This is a genomic window from Enterococcus sp. C50 (assembly GCF_040887505.1).
GTDB classification, from domain to species: Bacteria; Bacillota; Bacilli; order Lactobacillales; family Enterococcaceae; genus Enterococcus_B; species Enterococcus_B thailandicus.
Window position 1 is genome coordinate 201,634 of the sequence record NZ_JBFOFW010000003.1, and the last position, 18,864, is coordinate 220,497.

At 36.3% G+C, this 18,864-nt stretch carries 14 protein-coding genes; 13 read left to right on the forward strand and 1 reads right to left on the reverse strand.

Annotated features, from left to right (window positions below):
* Positions 1-162 precede the first annotated feature (162 nt).
* Positions 163-1,101: a hypothetical protein gene (locus AB3I20_RS05765; protein ID WP_368027075.1), complete on the reverse strand. Its 939-nt coding sequence runs from the start codon at positions 1,099-1,101 to the stop codon at positions 163-165.
* A gap of 1,080 nt (positions 1,102-2,181) precedes the next feature.
* Between AB3I20_RS05765 and AB3I20_RS05770 the strand changes: the two genes are divergently transcribed.
* The 13 genes from AB3I20_RS05770 to AB3I20_RS05830 all read left to right on the forward strand — a co-directional run bounded on the left by AB3I20_RS05770 (position 2,182) and on the right by AB3I20_RS05830 (position 18,793).
* Positions 2,182-2,859, forward strand: coding sequence for a DUF4767 domain-containing protein (locus AB3I20_RS05770; protein ID WP_270345854.1), 678 nt, complete (start codon positions 2,182-2,184; stop codon positions 2,857-2,859).
* A 205-nt stretch (positions 2,860-3,064) separates the two neighbouring features.
* Entirely contained in the window at positions 3,065-3,538 is a 474-nt protein-coding gene (locus AB3I20_RS05775; RefSeq protein ID WP_075491548.1) for a YbaK/EbsC family protein, read from the forward strand.
* A 3-nt stretch (positions 3,539-3,541) separates the two neighbouring features.
* Positions 3,542-3,994, forward strand: a complete 453-nt coding sequence (locus AB3I20_RS05780; RefSeq protein ID WP_067482753.1) for a MarR family winged helix-turn-helix transcriptional regulator — start codon at positions 3,542-3,544, stop codon at positions 3,992-3,994.
* A gap of 264 nt (positions 3,995-4,258) precedes the next feature.
* The gene (locus AB3I20_RS05785; protein WP_368027076.1) at positions 4,259-7,282 is read left to right on the forward strand and encodes a polysaccharide lyase 8 family protein; all 3,024 of its coding nucleotides are present in this window, start codon (positions 4,259-4,261) and stop codon (positions 7,280-7,282) included.
* A 544-nt stretch (positions 7,283-7,826) separates the two neighbouring features.
* The gene (locus AB3I20_RS05790; RefSeq protein ID WP_067482749.1) at positions 7,827-8,444 is read left to right on the forward strand and encodes a YitT family protein; all 618 of its coding nucleotides are present in this window, start codon (positions 7,827-7,829) and stop codon (positions 8,442-8,444) included.
* A gap of 9 nt (positions 8,445-8,453) precedes the next feature.
* The gene (locus AB3I20_RS05795; RefSeq protein ID WP_067482748.1) at positions 8,454-9,455 is read left to right on the forward strand and encodes a LacI family DNA-binding transcriptional regulator; all 1,002 of its coding nucleotides are present in this window, start codon (positions 8,454-8,456) and stop codon (positions 9,453-9,455) included.
* 472 nt (positions 9,456-9,927) lie between these two features.
* Positions 9,928-11,268 (forward strand): ABC transporter substrate-binding protein, encoded by a 1,341-nt coding sequence (locus AB3I20_RS05800; protein WP_368027077.1) that lies wholly within the window; start codon positions 9,928-9,930, stop codon positions 11,266-11,268.
* Positions 11,269-11,343: 75 nt separating this feature from the next.
* Positions 11,344-12,234: a carbohydrate ABC transporter permease gene (locus AB3I20_RS05805; RefSeq protein ID WP_067482743.1), complete on the forward strand. Its 891-nt coding sequence runs from the start codon at positions 11,344-11,346 to the stop codon at positions 12,232-12,234.
* On the forward strand, positions 12,224-13,048 hold the full coding sequence (locus tag AB3I20_RS05810; protein ID WP_067482741.1) for a carbohydrate ABC transporter permease: 825 nt from the start codon (positions 12,224-12,226) through the stop codon (positions 13,046-13,048). Before AB3I20_RS05805 ends, AB3I20_RS05810 begins: the two co-directional genes overlap by 11 nt.
* Before the next feature lie 22 nt (positions 13,049-13,070).
* Positions 13,071-14,837, forward strand: coding sequence for a beta-galactosidase family protein (locus AB3I20_RS05815; RefSeq protein WP_368027078.1), 1,767 nt, complete (start codon positions 13,071-13,073; stop codon positions 14,835-14,837).
* 11 nt (positions 14,838-14,848) lie between these two features.
* Positions 14,849-16,804 carry an alginate lyase family protein gene (locus AB3I20_RS05820; RefSeq protein WP_368027079.1) on the forward strand — a complete coding sequence of 652 codons (1,956 nt, stop codon included), beginning with the start codon at positions 14,849-14,851 and terminating at the stop codon, positions 16,802-16,804.
* 13 nt (positions 16,805-16,817) lie between these two features.
* Complete coding sequence (locus tag AB3I20_RS05825) at positions 16,818-17,945, forward strand: glycoside hydrolase family 88 protein (RefSeq protein WP_368027080.1); 1,128 nt, start codon at positions 16,818-16,820, stop codon at positions 17,943-17,945.
* A gap of 11 nt (positions 17,946-17,956) precedes the next feature.
* A complete protein-coding gene (locus AB3I20_RS05830) occupies positions 17,957-18,793 on the forward strand; it encodes an MBL fold metallo-hydrolase (RefSeq protein ID WP_067482733.1) in 837 nt (278 codons plus the stop codon).
* Positions 18,794-18,864: the final 71 nt, after the last annotated feature.

Genomic DNA, 18,864 nt, shown 5'->3' on the forward strand with positions numbered 1-18,864 from the left:
ATTGGAAGGGTCTGTGGGGTAAAAGAACAAACAAGAAGCCAAGAATGCTGTTACTATAGCATTCTTGGCTTCTTGTTTGCCTTCGATTTTATCAATTATCTCCTGAAAAATGTTAAAATAGTATTACTTTAAGAGAGAAATTAGGAGGGCTAAATAAAATTTTTATTGTGATTGATATTCTTTCCACCAATCTTCTTTTTGATACTCAAGTAAACGTAGCTTCCCATCAAAAAGTACTTGGAAAACCCGTCTATCCTTACTCAAGGTTCCATCAGGCCCACTTACATTTGGTGGAACTAAGAAGAATGTTAACTCTCCATTATTAGCTCCCGGATTGGTTCCATGAACATGTACTTCAAAATAACCATTTGATTTTTTAGGCATATCAGAAGCTGATAATTCATAGTTTCCATGGGAAGTAATTCCATTCCAATAGCCATTTTTAGATAGTGTAGGGAATACAGTAGTTCTATTATTATAATAATCATCTGGGGAATAGCCACCTAAAGTAAATTCAGAGTCTGCAATTTGTTTGTTGAAATCGTCATTTGAAAATTGACCAGCAAAGGAAGAGAGGTCTCCCTGTAAAACAATTTCATAGTTTTCATTTTCTTTTGGTTTTTGTTTAGTGAAGACCATTTTATGAGTAGGGTCACCGTCTTCCATAATAATTTCAATATCTGATTCATTTACATACGTTACGAGCACATGAAATCCAGAATATTCATCAGATTTTTCCATTGGTGTTTTTGATTGTTTTTCCTGACCTGAAATTTCCCAGTTCGTTTCAAAGGTAGCATTAACTTCACCTTCTAAAGTTGAATAAAATATTTCCCACTTGTTTTTGCTTAATAATTTTACACGTGCAGTATCACCTGATGTAGTATAAAAAGTTCCAGATATATCGATGTATGCCATATCTGTTGTTGGCTTATTTGGTTGTGTCATTTCTGTAATTTGCTCTTTATTAGTTGTTGAACTTTTTTCTTGTGTCTCTTCTGTAACTTGAAGTTCATTGTTATTACTTGATTTTTGTGTTGCAGAACATCCTACAAGACCTACTATAAGTGTACCTATGAATATCAGTGAGACCTTTTTCAATGTAATAACTCCTCTGCTAAAGATGATGATAATACTCATTTTTTTATTTTTAAATAATATTCATTTATTTAATTTTATCATATGTTTTAGGGGATAGACTCTCTAAAAAAGAAGAGTGACATTTTATAGGCTAAGTGTGCGTGATAAAATAAGGGGAAATAAGCTTAGCGACAATAGTCAAAAAGGCTCAGTAGGCTAACAGCCATTTTACTTAAATCATTCAAGAAATAGTAAATAAAAAAAAATCCAAGGACTCGAAAATATTTTTATATTTTCGAGTCCTTGGATCTTTTTGTGGGGATACTATGTAAGATAACTTCACTGGTGATGATTTATAAGTAACTATTTTTGATTGATTTTAGTGATAATCATAAAGAAAAGAATAGTGTTTCTGTACGACCAACTATAGAAGTAAATTGCTAGAGAATTTTTAATAAGTATATGAATAAGTAATTTCAGTGTCTTATGAGATATTTAAAAATGTAACTAGAAAAATAACTATGCAAGTAACTGTCATATACAGAATGTTTTCAAATTTCCGTGTCTTTGTTTTGAAAAATAAATCGGGCTTAGTTGAAAAGAAGTTGCTACGGTATTTGATTGGACTAAATTTTCATTATTCAAGTTTTATTCCTCCATATCGTTTTATGTCATTTTACCATTATCATTGAAGGTTACACAAAAAGTCTTTGATTTATTTCAAGTATAACTGAAAAAGCTAGCGGAACCGACTTTGATTTTACTTGAACCAAGAGCGTAGTTACTGAATTAATTGCTTATTTTATTGATTTTAATAAGTGAATCAGAAAAGATATCTGACAAAAATTATGAACAGAAAGAACTTATTTTTCAGAGCAGAATTACTATAAATCCTTAATAGGATAAGTTGTTAATTATTTATTATTGTGACAAGGATAAATTATGAAGGAAAGAACAAGTTGTTTTGTCTTCATTATTACCTTTTTCAAATCAGCATAAGTTTTCACTATTTACAATTCGTAAGTAATTGTAGTAATAGATATAGTTCGTTATAATAACTTTGTAATGATAAAATAAAGTTATTTTATGAGGAGTTATAAAATGAAAAAAGTATGGATTACCAGTTTGCTGTTCGCAGCATTGCTATTGACTGCTTGCCAAAAAAATAGGGAAGTTATTTCTACATCATCATCTACAATAGCCACTAAAGAAACAAGCATGTCGTCTACAGAGCATTCATCTGCCAAGAAAGAAGTAAACTCAATATCTACTTCTACGGAATCAGTTAGTGAGGAACAAGAGACTTCGGAAAGTAGCAGTTCTTCGATTAAAGAAAGTCAAGTGGTGAATGTTTTGTGGAATGAAGCTAAGGCGCAACAATTAAACACATTTATGGCTAGCTGGGGACAAACTATGAAACAAAGTTATAAAGAATATGGTCCCGGCAATAACGTTAATTTATATGGCTTACAGCTTCCTGATACGGTTCTTGCTAACACAAATGGCTGGCAAGCGACAGTCAATAATGTGCCAATTACTTTAACTTGGTCAGAAAATGGCGAAGCAAATGCTGGCTATGCGTTAGTAGCGGTCTATTCTGATGTGGAGACGCAAGCATCATTAGCTAAGCATGTTTATTTCTTTACGATTGATGCGGGTGTTCCTAAAGTCTTGGTGACGAGCCAGAATCAAGGAAATCCTGATAATTATTTATATTTCAAAGAGACAGAGAACCAACAATTGAAAGATGGCTTTACTGAAATTGTGGGAAATGTATAAAACGAAAGTTTAAAATTTTTTGACAAGAAAATGATTAAAATAACTTGTTAGTAACTCTAACAAGTTATTTTTTTATGCTCCTTGCAAATATAGATTAAAAAATCACCAATCCATCAATGAAAAAATGTTGATTTTTCAACAAAAAAGCGTTAAGTTTATAACTAGTTAATGTAGAATTTTCAACAATTTTGAGGAGTGAGCCATTTTGATCAATTTAGAAGAAGTATTTAGTCAAGCACACATTGATTTTGAGTTATATAATCATCGCGCGATTTACACCAATGAAGATGCGTTAGTGGTCAAGGCAGAGCAAGGATTCTCTGGCACAGAAACCAAAAGTTTATACCTAAAAGATAAACAAAAGAATAACTATATTTTTCTGACTTTCACAACGAAAAAGAGTGATTTTAAACGGTTAAGTAAGTTAATTGGCAAAAGAGTGTCGGTTGTTTCTGCGGAAATGATGGAAGAACAAACGGGGCAAAAACCTGGAGCTGTATCACCTTTTGGCTACGAAGCACATGTTCCAGTGATTATTGACGAAGAGTTATTGACACATGAAAAATTAGTTTTCGCACCAGGACGTCCAGATCAAACCATGGTGGTGAAAGTAGCAGACTTAGATAGAATAATTGAAGTGCTTAATTTGGAAACCTATCTATTGCCTGCAGAGGAGTAAAAAATGTCTGAAATTTTAAGAGAAATTGGAATTATTTCCCGTTCGTTATCATACATCAGCAATGTTGAGTTCAAGGAATTAGAGCTAAACAAAGAACAATATCTGTACTTAACAAGAATCTATGAAAATCCGGGTATCATCAATGATGCAGTAGCAGAGCTGGTCAAGCAAGACCGGACAACTGTCTCGAAGTCTGTTCAAAAACTTGTAAATGCTGGTTTAGTTCGGAAAGAAATTGATGCTGAAAATAAAAAAATTCGTCGATTATATGCAACTGAAAAAGCAGAAGCATTTTATGACTATTTAAAACGTGAGGAAGCCTATTCAGAAAAAGCTGCTTTACTCGATCTTTCAGCCAATGAAAGAGAAACTTTGTTAAAACTATTGAAAAAGGTGAGTAAAAATGTTGATGAAGAGTGGCTGTTTGTTAAAAACGGCAATAAACGAATCTATTAGGTTTTTCTAACAATAAAAGAGCCAAACAGGAGGGTAGTCTGTTTGGCTCTTTGTCTGTAATCAATGTTCTGGACGGATATAAAATAGCTTAAAATCCGTATTTTACGAAAGAAACTTGGGGGGGAGAAGTAGTTTAGTGAATTATCTTATATGTTTACTAAAAATAAAGTCTATGCTATCATGCTTTTTGAAAACGCTTTATTTAGTTGTGTTGCGATTGGATTAAAGGCAGATGCTGTGGGTAAGTCATCTAGGAGGTATTGGATGAAAAAACGGAAGATGATTCAGTGGTTATCGTTAGTGGGAAGTATCATTGTTATTGGTATGTTTCAGAGTACAACAGTAAAAGCAGCGGAGATTTTTGAAACTAATTTTAGTCAAGAAAAAGGGAATTGGTTAGATATCAAAGGGACTTCCAAGACTAGTCTCAGTGAGAATCAATTAGTTATTAGTAATACAACACAAGGCACTTCAATTGAATCTGTGAGTATTTTACAAGATGCACCGTTAAAGAAAACTGGAGAAGTTGAGATGAGCTTTCTTTATGAAGGACAAAAAAACTTTGGGGTGATTTTTAGAGGTAGTGAGACTGATTCAGCGACTTGGCAATCCTTTGCTTACAATGGAGATGGGGACTGGCAGCTAGGGCAACCGGGTGGAAAATGGATTACCACAATTAAAGGTTCACCATTGGTCAAAGGAAAAACATATCGTTTGTTGGTGCGCTATGAAGAGAAAAAAATTATGGCTTATTTGAATGGTCACTTGTTATATGAAAATCAAGAAGTCAACTATCCTAATGGCAATGGAAGCATTGATGGAGATTGGCAAGGAAAAATTGGTATTCGTCTTTTTGGTGATCGTGTGACGTTGAAGGTAGTGACGTTAAAAAATGGGGAGATTGGTTCAATTCCTTTAGATCCTGAAGAGTCAAATGATCCAACAGAGGCAGAAGCAAAAGAGTTGCAACAAACATGGAAAACCAATCTTGTTGGTGATTTTGAAAAAAATCCTGAATTGTTAAATGATCCAGATGTTATTGCGTATACGCAAAAGCTGTCAGAACAAGCGAATGAATTATATGGGAAACTAAATAAAGAATCCAGTCGCACATATTTGTGGGAAAAGGTAGCTTCAGACACAGCCTCAGCAGATATAACAACGCAATTTGCTAATCTTTCTGTTTTGGCTCGGGCTTACGGGACACAGGGAACGGCGCTTTACCAAAAGCAACAGGTAGGAACGGACATTGTCGAGGCGCTTGATTTTATGGTAGATGTTCGAAAATATGATGGGAAAAAATATCACGGCAACTGGTGGGATTGGCAGATTGGTGTGCCACAAAAATTTATTGATATTCTAATGATTATGAAAGACGAACTGACACCGGACCAATTAGCGAAATACACGCAAGTAATTTCACGATATGTTCCAGATCCTTATAAACAATTGTATGGTAAGCCACAAGGAACCTTTGTTGATTTGCATTTTATTCCCAATTTCCAAACGACAGGAGCGAATCGGACGGATTTAGCGTTAACGATCATGGGCTTGGGTATTTTACAAAAAAATGGAGATAAATTAAGTGTTTCCGGAGAAAGTATCAAAGAAGTTTTTGCACTTGTGACAAAAGGAGATGGATTCTATAAAGATGGCTCGTTTATTCAACATGGGGATATTCCATATACTGGTTCATATGGAAATGTTTTGGTGAAAGGAACAAGTAAGATTTTAGGAATTTTAGCCAATTCAAAATGGAATTTACCAAAGGATGTAACAGATTCTTTTGTGACAAACGTGAATAATGCATTTATTCCGTTAATTGAGAAAGGTGAAATGATGCCAATGGTGAATGGGCGTTCAATTTCGCGGGCAACTTCGACAAAAACAACTGGTTTTGGTTCACCAACAATGTATAATTTGTTGCTAGTATCAGAATTTGCAGACCCATCAGCAAACAGTCAATTGAAGGAAAGTGTCAAGTATTGGTTGAAGGAGAATCCAGCTTATTACTATACCAACGCACGTGATTTCAAGGATTTATTGTTAACGAAACAGGTGATGAGCGATGAAACGATTCTTGGAAAAGAAAAACCGTTTCTAGGAAGCAAATTGTATGGTGCAATGGATCGTTATGTGTATGCCAGCGGTGATTTTAGTGTGGGACTTAGCATGTACTCGAACCGAATTTCTTCATTTGAGGCAGGTAACAAAGAGAATAAACGAGGCTGGCATACATCAGATGGCATGCTGTATTTATTCAATCAAGACCAGCAATATGGGGAAGGCTATTGGCCGACGATTGACCCATACCGATTACCTGGTACGACAGTTGATACAGTCAAATTAGCAGATGAAGTGAGCTCATTTACGACGGTGCGTTCTTCAGAAAAACAAGTAGGTGGTGCAACAGACGGGGAAAATGCCGCTATTGGAATGGCGTTAAACAAAGCAGGTACGAAAAATAACGGTACGGTTTTACCAATGGATCTCAAAGCACAGAAATCTTGGTTTGTATTTGATGACCAAATTGTTGCATTAGGATCAGGCATTCAAGGGACGACGTCAGCTTCGATTGAAACAGTGATTGAAAACCGAATGCTTGATTCCAACAGTACGTACCAGTTGTTGACAAATCAAGGTGAAGTTTCCAGCAACGGCGAACAAACGATGCAAGCAAATGAGTGGCTCCTATTGTCATCTTCACAAAAAAATCAGAGTATTGGATATTACTTCCCTCAAGAAGAAACAATTACTTTGGTTAATGAACAGCGTACTGGAAAATACAGTGATATTAATGAAGGTTTCCCAAACAGTCAAGTGTATACGGAAAACTATCAAAAAGTTTTGCTTAACCATGGTCAAAAACCAATCGATGAAAAGTATGCGTATGTTCTTTTACCAAATGCAACAAAGCAAGGTCTTGAGAATTATGCAAAACAAAATCGGATCGAAATTTTATCAAATGAAAAGGCAAATCAAAGTGTCAAAGATACAGTCACTGGAATAACAGCAGCAAATCTTTGGGCAGCCAATCAAACGGTGGCAGGAATTACCTTTAGCCATCCGGCATCCGTTTTGTTGCAAGAAGAATCAAATAAGGCGAAGGTAACCGTTGCTAATCCGCTACAAACGAATGAAACACTGACGTTGAATTTTTCAAAAGCAGTTAAAACAGTTATTCACGCAGATGAAAATATAACAATTAGTGAAGATGGAAGAAGTGCGCAAGTTCAAACAGCAGGTATGACAGGAGGATCTAGTCAGTTGGAAGTTGAGTGGGAATAAAAGGTTGTGGCGCCAAGCGTTCAGCTCAAAAAAAATAATGAGCAACTGGCAAAAATAGCAGTTCATATTTTTGGATCGTTGAGAGTTATTTCGAGGAGTTGTTTTGAGAACACCGTGGATGAAGTTGTGGTGCAAAACGTTCAGCACCGACAAGATAGCGAGTAAGCACTCAAAATGGCTCTTCATATTTTGAAGTGAATAAAAGCTATGTGGAGGAGTTATTTCGGCATAGGCGTTCACTATTTTGAAATAGTCACAACGTAAGGGTAATTTACTAGCTAATGGCCACGCAAAATGATGAGCTACTGTAAAAATTTATTGATTTAGTTGCTGCAAATCGTAAACAGTGAGAATAGCAGGAAAGACTGAAGTTAAGAAGGAAGAACGGGTTTGCGCTCGTTCTTCTTTTTTTATGTAAAGATAGATGGTCAAAAATATTTAAATTATTTTACTGAATTTTCACTAAATTATTTGAAAAAATAGGTGAATCAATGGTATAGTCTACTAGAATAAAATGAAAGCGCTTTGTTAGGAGAGAGTATGAATGCGAAAAGCTGTGATTCAAAGTAAAATAACGACAACAGAACAAAAAAATATTTTAAAGGTTATTGTTGGAAATGTTTTTTTAGGGTTTGCTTACGCAAATTGGATGAAACCGAATAATATTATCAATGGAGGCGTGACAAGTGTCGCGATGATTTTAGAAAAAATCTCGCAAATACCGATTTTTTATTTAACCTCTGGTGTAACAGTCTTGCTACTGATTTTTTGTTGGTTCTTTCTGGGCAAAGGGAACTTTCTCAAATCAATCGTTAGCAGTATTTGCTACAATCTGTTCTTTACGATGTTTTATTTGCTGAAACTCAATGTGCAAATCAATTTGGTTGTCGATTTTCTTTTTGCTTGTATTTTTATCGCGATTGGGTATTATTGCTGCATTTCCGCGAATGCTTCTACGGTAGGAATGGATGTCATTGCTTTAGCAATCAATAAAAAACATCCAGAATTTAGTATTGCCAGAGGAATCCGTTACATCAATGTGATGGTACTGGCTTTGGGATTTTTGACTTATGGGGTAAAATCAGTAGTGATAGGTATTTTGTTCAGTTTACTGAACTCGTATATGTTAGATTTTTTATTAAAACGAAGGATTGAAGAATGAGGTGCTGACATGGCAACAATTAAAGACATTGCAGATTTAGCAAGCGTTTCTAAGACGACCGTTTCTAGAGTATTGAATTTTGATCAAACATTATCGGTAAGTGATGAAACGAAAAAACGAATTTTTGAAGCAGCAGAGAAACTAGAATATACCAAATATAAACGGAATCGCGTAATTGATAAAGGAAAAATCGCAATCGTTCAGTGGATGACGGAAAAAGATGAACTAGATGATGTATATTATCTTTCACTAAGAATGAGTGCTGAAAAGAAGATTTTGGATGAAGGCTATGAGATTGTGCGCTATTTTTATAACGATACACGCATATTTGACGAAGAGGTAATTGGGATTATTTCGATTGGCGAATGTACGCCAGAACAACAACAATCATTAATTGATTTTACAGATAACTTGGTTTTTGTTGGAATGGATATTCTTTCAACCAAATATGATTCTGTCTCACTAGACTTTGATCAAGCTGTGAATAGTGTGATTGATTTTTTCTGTGCGCGTGGCCATAAGAATATTGGGTTCATTGGTGGTTTGGACTACGGCAAAACATTACCTAATCATCCTGTTGGAAAAGATAAGCGAACAATTGCTTTTGAGAAATACACGAGTTTACGCGACGTGTATCGGGAGGAAAATGTATTTCAAAGTAGCTTTGATGTCGAAAGTGGTTACGAGATGATGAAACAAGCAATCGTTACCTTAGGGCAACAGTTACCAACGGCATTTTTTATCGCAAATGATCCTTTGGCAGTTGGTGCATTAAGAGCATTGCTAGAATCGGGAATCAAGGTACCTGAAAGGGTATCGTTAATTGGGTTCAACGATACGAGTGTTGCTAAACATATTTTTCCAACGTTGAGTTCAGTTAGAATACATACAGAACTGATGGGCGAAGCAAGCGTGGAGTTACTGTTGGAGAAATTAGAAACTGGCAGACAAGTAGCTAAAAAATTAATTATTGCGACAGAACTCAGTTTGCGTGGAAGTACAGGCGATTAAACTGGATTAATGGTTGATTATTTGTTTCACTGTTTAAGCGGATGAATAGGAAAAGGTAGTGACACAAAGTGCTTAGCTTCAGGTAATAAGGAATATTTTCTAAAAATAGCTTCCCGGAGTTTTAAGAAAGGAGGACTTATTACCGAAGAAGCTACTTGGGGAACACCGAGGGAAAAGGTTGTGGAGCAAAACACTTAACTCCGATGAGATAGCACCCCAAATAGCTAATTCCTATTTTGAAGTGCTTGCAAGCTAGGTGGAGGAGCTGTTTTGGGACACCATTCACTCGGAAACCAGAGGTATGACAATGCGTTTGTCATACCTCTTTTTTATTTAAAAAGACTCTATAAAAATTAATTCCAATAAGTTTAGTGAATAAAATAAAAAAGTTCACTAAACTTATTGACCTTTGACTAGCTTTCGTGTATTCTACGAATGAATAAAGCGTTTACAAAAATTTAGGAGGTACTTTATGAAGTACAAAAAATTGTTGAGCGGTGCTTTAGGATTATTGGCAGTAGTTAGTTTGGCAGCTTGTGGTGGCGGTGATTCAAAAGCAGAAGCCGGGGCAGATTCTGCTAAGGATTTGGCAAAAGAAGAACGCGTGAAAAAAGCAAGTATCGAGGTCTATGTTCCAAAAGGCAAAAATACCGATTATTTGCAAAAATCCATTGAGCTTTACAATCAGAAGTATGATACAGAATTGGAATTGAATCCAGTAGATGTCGCACCTGCCATCCCGATGGTTCAAAAGGTAACGCCAAAATTAGTTGCAAACGAAAAAATGCCAGATTTGATTTTCTTGCAAGATAATAATGCTGGTTCGGTTTTTGACAAGTTTGAAGATTTGTTTTATTCATCTGAAGACTTTGGCTTTGTAAAAGAGTATGGCAAAGATTTTTATGATGCAAAAATGAACATGTTGGGGAATATTGCACCGTCGAAAAAAGTATTTGGTTTTCCTAATGACTGGGGAAATGCGTGCATGTTCTATAATGAAACCGCTTTTAAAGAAGCCGGGATTGACGTAACAACTATCAAAAATTGGGACGAGTTGATTGATGCAGGAAAGAAATTAAAAGAAAAAACGGGTAAAAAGCTATTATTCATGCGTGATACAGGAGAATTAGATCTTGTTAAATATTTGACGGAACAACAAGGTGTGTCTCTATTTGATAAAAATGGAAAATTGAATTTATTAGATGATGCTGTTAAAAAATCGTACGAAATCATTCAAAAACTTCAAGATGAAGATTTAGTGGCCTATGGTAATTCAAAAGATTATACAGTGATTGGACAAGAGTGTGGCGTAATCTTTGCCGGTGGCTGGTTGGCTTCTTATCAAGCAACGGATTATCCAGATGATGCAGGAAACTGGCGAATCAGTGCGATTCCTGCGGTGGACGAATCGAAAAACTTTTCACCAATGAGTGGTGGTTCTAGCTATTATGTACCTAAAAAATCAGATAATGCGTTAGCTGCACTACAATTCATTACCTTTGCATTAACGGATAAAGATGCTTTAGATGCTTATATGGAACTAAGTGGTTTGCCTGCAAACGTGACTGCTTATCAAAGTGAAGTTGCTCAAAAAGAGTTTCCTTATTACGGAAACCAAAAGATTTTATTGACGCTAGATGAAATTAGTCAAAATAGTATCAAGGGTTACGCATTCCCTTACTCAGCAGATTTAGATAATTATATTGAGGCTGCAAGCTATGACATCAAGAATAATGGTATGTCTGTTGATAAAGCATTGAAGAAACAGGCAGAAGATTTTGCTTCGAAATACAACGTAGAAATAAACGAGTAAATGAAACGGGTTAGGATAGTGAGGGCTGCCATACTGTCCTAACCTATTTTTAGAACAGAAAAGGAGTATCTGGACATGGAATTTCCAAAAAAGAAAAAAGGTATTACGAATTATTCCCGAACAGCTTACATCATGTTGTTGCCATTTTTAGCATTTTTCATCATTACTTTATTGATTCCAGCAGTGATGTCATTAGGATTTAGTTTTTCAAAAGTATCGACATCCATTGATTTTATTGGTTTAGATAATTTTACAGCTATTTTTAAAGATCCATTGTTTTTTAAATCATACTTCAATGTATTCATCTTTATGATTTTTTCAATTCCGATTACGATTTTCTTTGCTTTGATTTTTGCTGTTTTATTGAATAAGCCAACGATTAAAGGAAAAGGTTTTTTCCGAACAGTGTATTATTTACCGGCAATCACATCGATTGTTGCTGTGTCATCCGTATTTTTAACTTTTTATAATCCAACAGGTTTGTTCAATACCGTGTTAACAACTTTGGGAATGGAGCCGATTCCTTGGCTAACGGATCCATTTTGGGCACGAGTATCTATCATCATTATCTCAATCTGGTTGAATGTTGGGTATTACACAGTCTTGTTTTTAGCTGGATTGCAAAATATCTCTTCAGAAATTTATGAGAGCGCGGATATCGATGGAGCAAATAGTTTCCACAAGTTCTTTAAAATCACGATTCCTTTGTTAAAACCAGTTGTGCTGATGGGAATGATTCTTTCGACAATCAATGGGTTAGGTGCTTTTGAAGTGCCAAACATCTTATTCAAAAATGGATTTGGACCAGAATCTTCTGCAGTAACAGTTGGTGTGAATTTGTATAAAACAAGTTTTGAAATGGTTGATTTTGGGAAAGCTTCTGCGATTGCCTGGACGATGGTAATTATCGCTGCAATCCTATCAATCATTCAGTTTATTGTAGGAGGAAAAAACAATGAAGCGTAAATTGAACCCTTTACTTATTTATTTCGTTTTGCTGATTGGTTTAGTGATCTTTGCTTTACCTTATGTTTATATGCTCATTGCTTCAACACAATCGAATGATGTCATTTTAGGGGAAAAAATCAATTTTACGATTGGCCCACATTTTTTGAAAAACCTCGGTGAGATACAAGAAAAATATAATTATATCCGAGTCTTATTTAATTCAGCTGTCATCACATTGGTAGGGACAGCACTTTCGACGATTGTCACAACGTTAGCTGGTTATGTTATGGCAAAATACCGGTTTAAAGGTAGCAATCTTATCTTTAATTTAGTGATGGTTTCGCGAATGATTCCAAGTTTTGCTACATTGATTCCTACCTTCTATATTTTAAGTAAGTTTGGTTTAACGAACACGTTTGCCGGGGTAATCATTCCGAGTGTTGCTTCGACAACTTCCGTATTTATGATGCGTCAATATGCACAGCAGTTTCCCAATGAATTGATGGAAGCTTCCCGGATCGACGGTGCTAGTGAGTGGACGATTTTTTGGAAAATTGCTGTTCCAGTGTTGACACCAAGTATCATTACGACAGCGTTACTGACATTTATGGGCTACTGGAATTCTTATTTGATTCCGTTGATTGTTTTATCCGATTCAAAAAAATTCACTGTACCATTAATTATTCAAAACATGACACAAAACAATTACGATCCTTTGAATTATGGTGCGCTGATGGCGGTCTTAGCAACGTCAGTTATCCCGATTGTCTTTCTTTATATGTTTTTACAATCAAAATTCAAGTCAAATGGTCTAGACTCTGCAATCAAATAAGAATTTTAGGAGGAACTGCAGGATGAATTTCGAAGTCAAAGAAGAATTTTACGTGGATGGGCAGCCAATCAAGTTGATTTCTGGTGCCGTTCATTATTTTAGAATTGCCCCGACACATTGGCGTCAAACGTTACAAAATTTGCAAGCAATGGGCTGTAATTGCGTGGAAACGTATATCCCTTGGAATTTACATGAACCACAAAAGGGAACGTTTGATTTTACTGGGATTGCGAATGTAACTAAATTCTTAGATATTGCAGAAGAATTAGGTTTGTATATCATTGTTCGACCAAGCCCGTATATTTGTGCAGAATGGGATTTTGGTGGGTTGCCAGCTTGGTTATTGGCAGATCCAAGCATGCGTATTCGCAGCCAACATCCAGGTTATTTGCAGGCGGTGAAAGAATATTATCATGTATTATTACCAAAATTGGCGCCATATCAAGTTACACGTGGAGGGCGTTTGTTGCTTGTTCAAGTAGAAAATGAATATGGTTCTTACGGCGAAGATAAAATGTATTTAAAATTTTTGGCAGAGGAACTCCGTCGTTACTTTGATGTTCCTTTAGTAACTTCAGATGGTGGCTGGGAAGAAGTTTTAGAAGCTGGAACTTTACCACAAGAAGGTATTTTAGCTACAGCAAATTTTGGTTCTGATGCAAATGAAAACTTCAAATGGTTACAGAATTATCAGGAAAAAAATGGACTGAAGGAACCTTACATGTGCATGGAGTTTTGGGATGGCTGGTTCAATTCTTGGGGGAAACCAATTATTCGTCGTGATCCACAAGAAACAGCAGAAGAAGTACGCCAAGTGTTAAAAAAAGGGAGTATTAATTTCTATATGTTTCAAGGTGGCACAAACTTTGGATTTTATAATGGTTGTTCAGATGCAGGAGCAACTAATGAACCACAGATCACTTCTTATGATTATGATGCGCCATTAACAGAGTGGGGTATGCCAACAGAAAAATATTTTGCTATTCAAAAAGTTATTCAAGAAGAAGTACCAACAGCTAAAATTTCAAAACCTGTTTATCCAAAGACAATTTACTTAGGTTCTTATGCAGTTAAGGAAAGTGTCAGTTTGTTTTCTGTTTTGGAAGAAATCAGTGAACCGATAATCAATGACTACACCTTACCAATGGAAAAAATCGGACAAAATTTTGGGTATACTTTGTATCGTAGCCAATTATTGAACAAACGTCACATTGCCAAAATGAAAGTTGTTGATGGTTTGGATCGTGTGCAATTTTTCATGAATCAACAGTTGATTGCCACCCAATATCAGTCAGAATTAGGACAAGAGTTTGCATGCGAATTGACTAAAGAACAAAATGAATTGAGTTTGTTGGTTGAAAATATGGGCCGAAATAATTATGGGCCGAAGTTAGTTGCAGATAGTCAACGAAAAGGGATTCGAAGTGGGGTGATGGAGGATATTCATTACATCTCTGATTGGGAACATTATCCGTTAGAATTGCAACCGGAGCAGTTAGATAAAATTGATTTTACCAAAGCGACAATCGCGAAAACACCAAGTTTTTATAAGATTGAGCTATTGCTAGAGGAAGTTGGAAATACGTTTTTAGATTGCAGCAGTTTTGGTAAAGGTGTTGTTTTCGTGAATGGGGAAAACATCGGGCGCTATTGGCAAGCAGGGCCGACCCAGTCTTTATTCATTCCTGATTTCTTTTGGAAAAAAGGGATAAATGAAGTCATTATTTTTGAAACAGAAGGTGTGCCAATCTATGAAATTCATTTTTCTGAAGCACCTATCATGGCATAGGAGTCAGTGACATGGAGCAAAATTTTAAAGGTTTTTTCAATTGCACAAGTCAAGAAGAGCTGTTTGAATTTAAAGAAGAGTTGCTAAAAAATAACGAAAAAGAGTGTCAAGAACTGCTTGCGAGGAGTCAACGGTTTGTTTCTGGGGAATATCTTTTTGATAACGCATGGGACATGGAAAGAACCCACGAGCCTGTTTTCTGGCAAGTAGCAGACATTGAGTGGTCAACTAGTCCAAATGGTGATTTGGAATGGCTCTATATGTTACATCGTCATCGCTTTTTAGTTGATGTAGGATTGGCCTATTTATTAACTGAAGAGCCAGAGTACCAAGAATATCTTGAACGTTTTTTACACGCGTTTCTTCAACATAATCCGCTAAATCAACTAACAAAACAGTCTAGCTGGCGAACCATTGATGTTGGGCTACGTGTAGTCAATTGGTTGAAGCTAGTTGAAATGAATCGCTTCTTGCCACTTTTTTCGGACGAATTGAAGCAAAAAGTAGAAACAGCTCTTGAGATTCAAGGAACGTATCTCTACGAAAATTTATCAATTGAACGAGGGCAGAGCAACTGGCAGGTTTTAGAAATTGCAGGGTTGTATAGTTTAAGTCTAGCTTTTCCCAATTTCGAGAAGGCAGATTTATGGCAAGCAGAAAGTCTCTTTTACTTAACGCATTCATTCGCTTTACAAGTGGAAGCAGATGGTATGCAACGAGAACAATCTTTTATGTATCACAATGAAGTTTTGCTTTGTTTATTGGAAATTTTACAACTCGCTCAAAGGACAGCAACTGACGTACCAGAAAAAATGGTTGACTATGCGAAACAATTGGCAAGAGCAGCAAGCTTGTTTGTGAAACCAAATGGTCAGCAACCAATGTATGGCGATAGCGATCAAGAAGATATGACGGGCTTATTGCAATATGCAGAAGTTATTTTAACCAATTCAGAAGAACCAGTGAAAAAAAATCAAGCAGACTTAACCTTTTTTGCAAAAACTTCTTTAGGAAGAGGTCAATTTCCAATTACCGATTGCTTGTTATTGAAAGAAGCCTTTCATCATTTTGAGCAAGCAGGAATCATGATTGCAAAAAGCCCACTGACGTATCATTTGTTTAAATGCGGACCTCTGGGGGGCGGGCATGGACATGATGATTTACTCCATATTGACTTAGCCTATCAAGGAAAAGATATCTTGATTGATTCAGGTCGATACAGCTACGAATTAAGTAAGCACCGACTGGTTTTCAAAGAAGCAACAGCGCATAATACCATCGTGGTTGATAAAGAAAACTTTAATCAGCATACAGATGCGTGGGACAGTGTCAAAGTGGCGACACCAATCAATCAAAAAGCTACCGAAAAGTCAGGCATCCAGTTTTTTGAAGGTGGACATTTGGGTTATTTTACATTAGCTGATCCAGTGTACGTCGATCGTAAAGTGATTCATTTTCCGGAGGGATTCAGCTTTGTTAGTGACAGCTATATTTGTCGCGGAAATCATGAAATTGAAACCTTTTTTCACTTTGATTCATCAACAGTTCAACAAAAGCAAAGTATGTTAATCTTCCCAGAATTAGGCTACGAGATTTCATGTTTAGCAAAAGAAGCACGCTGGGAATGTTACGAAAAAAATAGTGCGCCAACTTATAATGAATTGCGAAAAATCACTTGTGCGAGAGCAAAGAAAAATATTCAAGGAACAGCCGCAACAACTTATCTTTTAAACCCACAAGGACTGGTTACAAAAGTTGAAAAGCTACCCGTTTATTCAGAAGCAGAACAACAACCAGATGAAGTAGTGGAAGCAATCAAGGTTCAGTTGAAAGATCGCACACAAAAACTCATTCTAATTCAGCATCAAGAGCCTGCCCATGGGCGAAGAGCCTATTGTGTTGAGGGAGAATATTATTATGGCCGAGTGGTTGTAGCTACTGACCAAGAAAAAATTGTTTTGTATTAAATTGGAGGACAATATGCTAACGAAAGAAAAAGTAGCACAAGAGCTTGAATTTGTTTATCAAAAAATCATTGAGAACCTGACAACATTTGAAACCCTAGTTCCGGCAGCAGTTTCTAAAAACTATTGTTATCCAGCTGTTGAAAACGCAGATTGGACAGATGGTTTTTGGATTGGTATGCTGCATTTGGCTCAAGGCTATCGACCAGACAAGCGAATTCAGCAAGTGATTACCAAACAGCTAGAAGTATTTCAACAACGACTAGATGAAGAAATTGTTTTGAACCACCATGATATTGGTTTTTTATACTCCTTGGCAGCAGTTGCCGACTATCGTGAAAATAACACAGGTTCTTCACGAAAAATGGCGCTCCAAGCCGCGGATGTTTTAATGCGACGTTATAACGAAACAGCGAAGATTTTCCAAGCATGGGGGGAGCTTTCTGATAAAGAGCAACAAGGTCGAATGATTATTGACTGCAATATGAATTTGCCTTTACTGTATTTTGCTTCAAATGAAACAGGCGACCCACGTTATCGAGAAGCAGCTAAAAATCATGTGAAATTGGCACAAAAATATTTGATTCGTGAGGATTATTCGACTTTTCATACGTATTATATGGATATTGAGACAGGAAACCCTCGTTTTGGCGCGACAGCGCAAGGCTACGCAGACGATTCCTGTTGGGCAAGAGGTCAAGCGTGGGGAATCTATGGATTTCCAATCAGTTTTACTCATACAGGTGATGCAACGTTACTAGAGTCTTCTTGTTATTTAGCAGATTATTACTTAGCCCACTTGCCGGAAGATAAAATTGCTTATTGGGATCTGTTTTTTATGGATGGTGAGGAAGAAAGAGATACGTCTGCATCAGCAATTACTGTTTGTGGTTTGTTGGAGTTGGCAAAAAACTTACCGTTAACGGATTCACGACGCCAAAAATATGAAGAGGCTGCGCAGGAAATCATGGTTAATCTGATGAATTACACGACAAAAAGTCATCCTGAATCAAATGGTTTACTAGTTCAAGGCGTATACTCTAAGCCAGGTGGGACAGGAGTTAACGAATGTACTACATGGGGGGACTATTTTTATTTTGAGGCACTGACACGTTTGTATCGAAGCTGGGCAACTTATTGGTAGGAGGAAACAACATGAAAATTCATTATTTAGGCACGGCGGCAGCGGAAAGAGTTCCCGGGATTTTTTGTAACTGTCGTATTTGTCGTTATGCACGAGAACATGGTGGAAAAGACTTACGAACTCAGACACAAACCTTAATAGATGATGGTGAGTTATTAATTGATTTTCCTGGAGATAGCTATTTTCATTTACGGGAACATCAGCTGAATTTCAATGAGATTGAACATTTATTGATTACACATTGGCACAGCGATCATTTATATGCAGAAGATTTGGCTTTTCGAATGAGCTCGTATGCGAATGATTTGGATAAAAAACTGACCGTTTATGGTAATGCAACTGTTCATCGCTTCTTTGATCGTGCATTTGAATTAGAAAAAATGATTGAACCTGAACGAATCGAGTTTCAAGAATTAGCGCCATTTGAAAAGTATCAAATTGGTGAGTATCAAGTTCATACACTACCAGCTGTTCATGGTCAAAAAAATGGAGATTGTTTCATTTATGTGATTGAACGTGATGGGAAACGCTTGTTTTATACACATGATACAGGATTTCCAACCGATGAAGTTCTGGATTATTTAGAAGAAAATCAATTAAAACTAGATGCGATCTCATTGGATTGTACAGGACAAAACATGACGTATGTTGGTGGTATTCACATGAATTTAGGAGAAAATTTACGACTGATTCAATCGTTGTCCGAACGAGGGTTATGTGATGAAAAGACGACCTATGTTCTTAGTCATTTTTCTCACAATGGAGGTTTGACACATCAAGAAATGAAAGAATTAGCAGATGAGCACCAAATGTTGACAGCTTATGACGGTATGCTGATTGAAATTTAAGGATGAAGAGAAGAGTGGAGCAAAACGTGTGAATGTTTGGCTCTACTTTTTTTCTATTTTTATAATCAAGT

What these genes read in the sequence shown, in the direction of transcription:
- AB3I20_RS05770 (WP_270345854.1), top strand. Translation starts at nt 2,182, where the DNA reads ATGAAAAAAGTATGGATTACCAGTTTGCTGTTCGCAGCATTGCTATTG.
- AB3I20_RS05780 (WP_067482753.1), top strand. Translation starts at nt 3,542, where the DNA reads ATGTCTGAAATTTTAAGAGAAATTGGAATTATTTCCCGTTCGTTATCA.
- AB3I20_RS05785 (WP_368027076.1), top strand. Translation starts at nt 4,259, where the DNA reads ATGAAAAAACGGAAGATGATTCAGTGGTTATCGTTAGTGGGAAGTATC.
- AB3I20_RS05790 (WP_067482749.1), top strand. Translation starts at nt 7,827, where the DNA reads ATGCGAAAAGCTGTGATTCAAAGTAAAATAACGACAACAGAACAAAAA.
- AB3I20_RS05795 (WP_067482748.1), top strand. Translation starts at nt 8,454, where the DNA reads ATGGCAACAATTAAAGACATTGCAGATTTAGCAAGCGTTTCTAAGACG.
- AB3I20_RS05800 (WP_368027077.1), top strand. Translation starts at nt 9,928, where the DNA reads ATGAAGTACAAAAAATTGTTGAGCGGTGCTTTAGGATTATTGGCAGTA.
- AB3I20_RS05805 (WP_067482743.1), top strand. Translation starts at nt 11,344, where the DNA reads ATGGAATTTCCAAAAAAGAAAAAAGGTATTACGAATTATTCCCGAACA.
- AB3I20_RS05810 (WP_067482741.1), top strand. Translation starts at nt 12,224, where the DNA reads ATGAAGCGTAAATTGAACCCTTTACTTATTTATTTCGTTTTGCTGATT.
- AB3I20_RS05815 (WP_368027078.1), top strand. Translation starts at nt 13,071, where the DNA reads ATGAATTTCGAAGTCAAAGAAGAATTTTACGTGGATGGGCAGCCAATC.
- AB3I20_RS05820 (WP_368027079.1), top strand. Translation starts at nt 14,849, where the DNA reads ATGGAGCAAAATTTTAAAGGTTTTTTCAATTGCACAAGTCAAGAAGAG.
- AB3I20_RS05825 (WP_368027080.1), top strand. Translation starts at nt 16,818, where the DNA reads ATGCTAACGAAAGAAAAAGTAGCACAAGAGCTTGAATTTGTTTATCAA.
- AB3I20_RS05830 (WP_067482733.1), top strand. Translation starts at nt 17,957, where the DNA reads ATGAAAATTCATTATTTAGGCACGGCGGCAGCGGAAAGAGTTCCCGGG.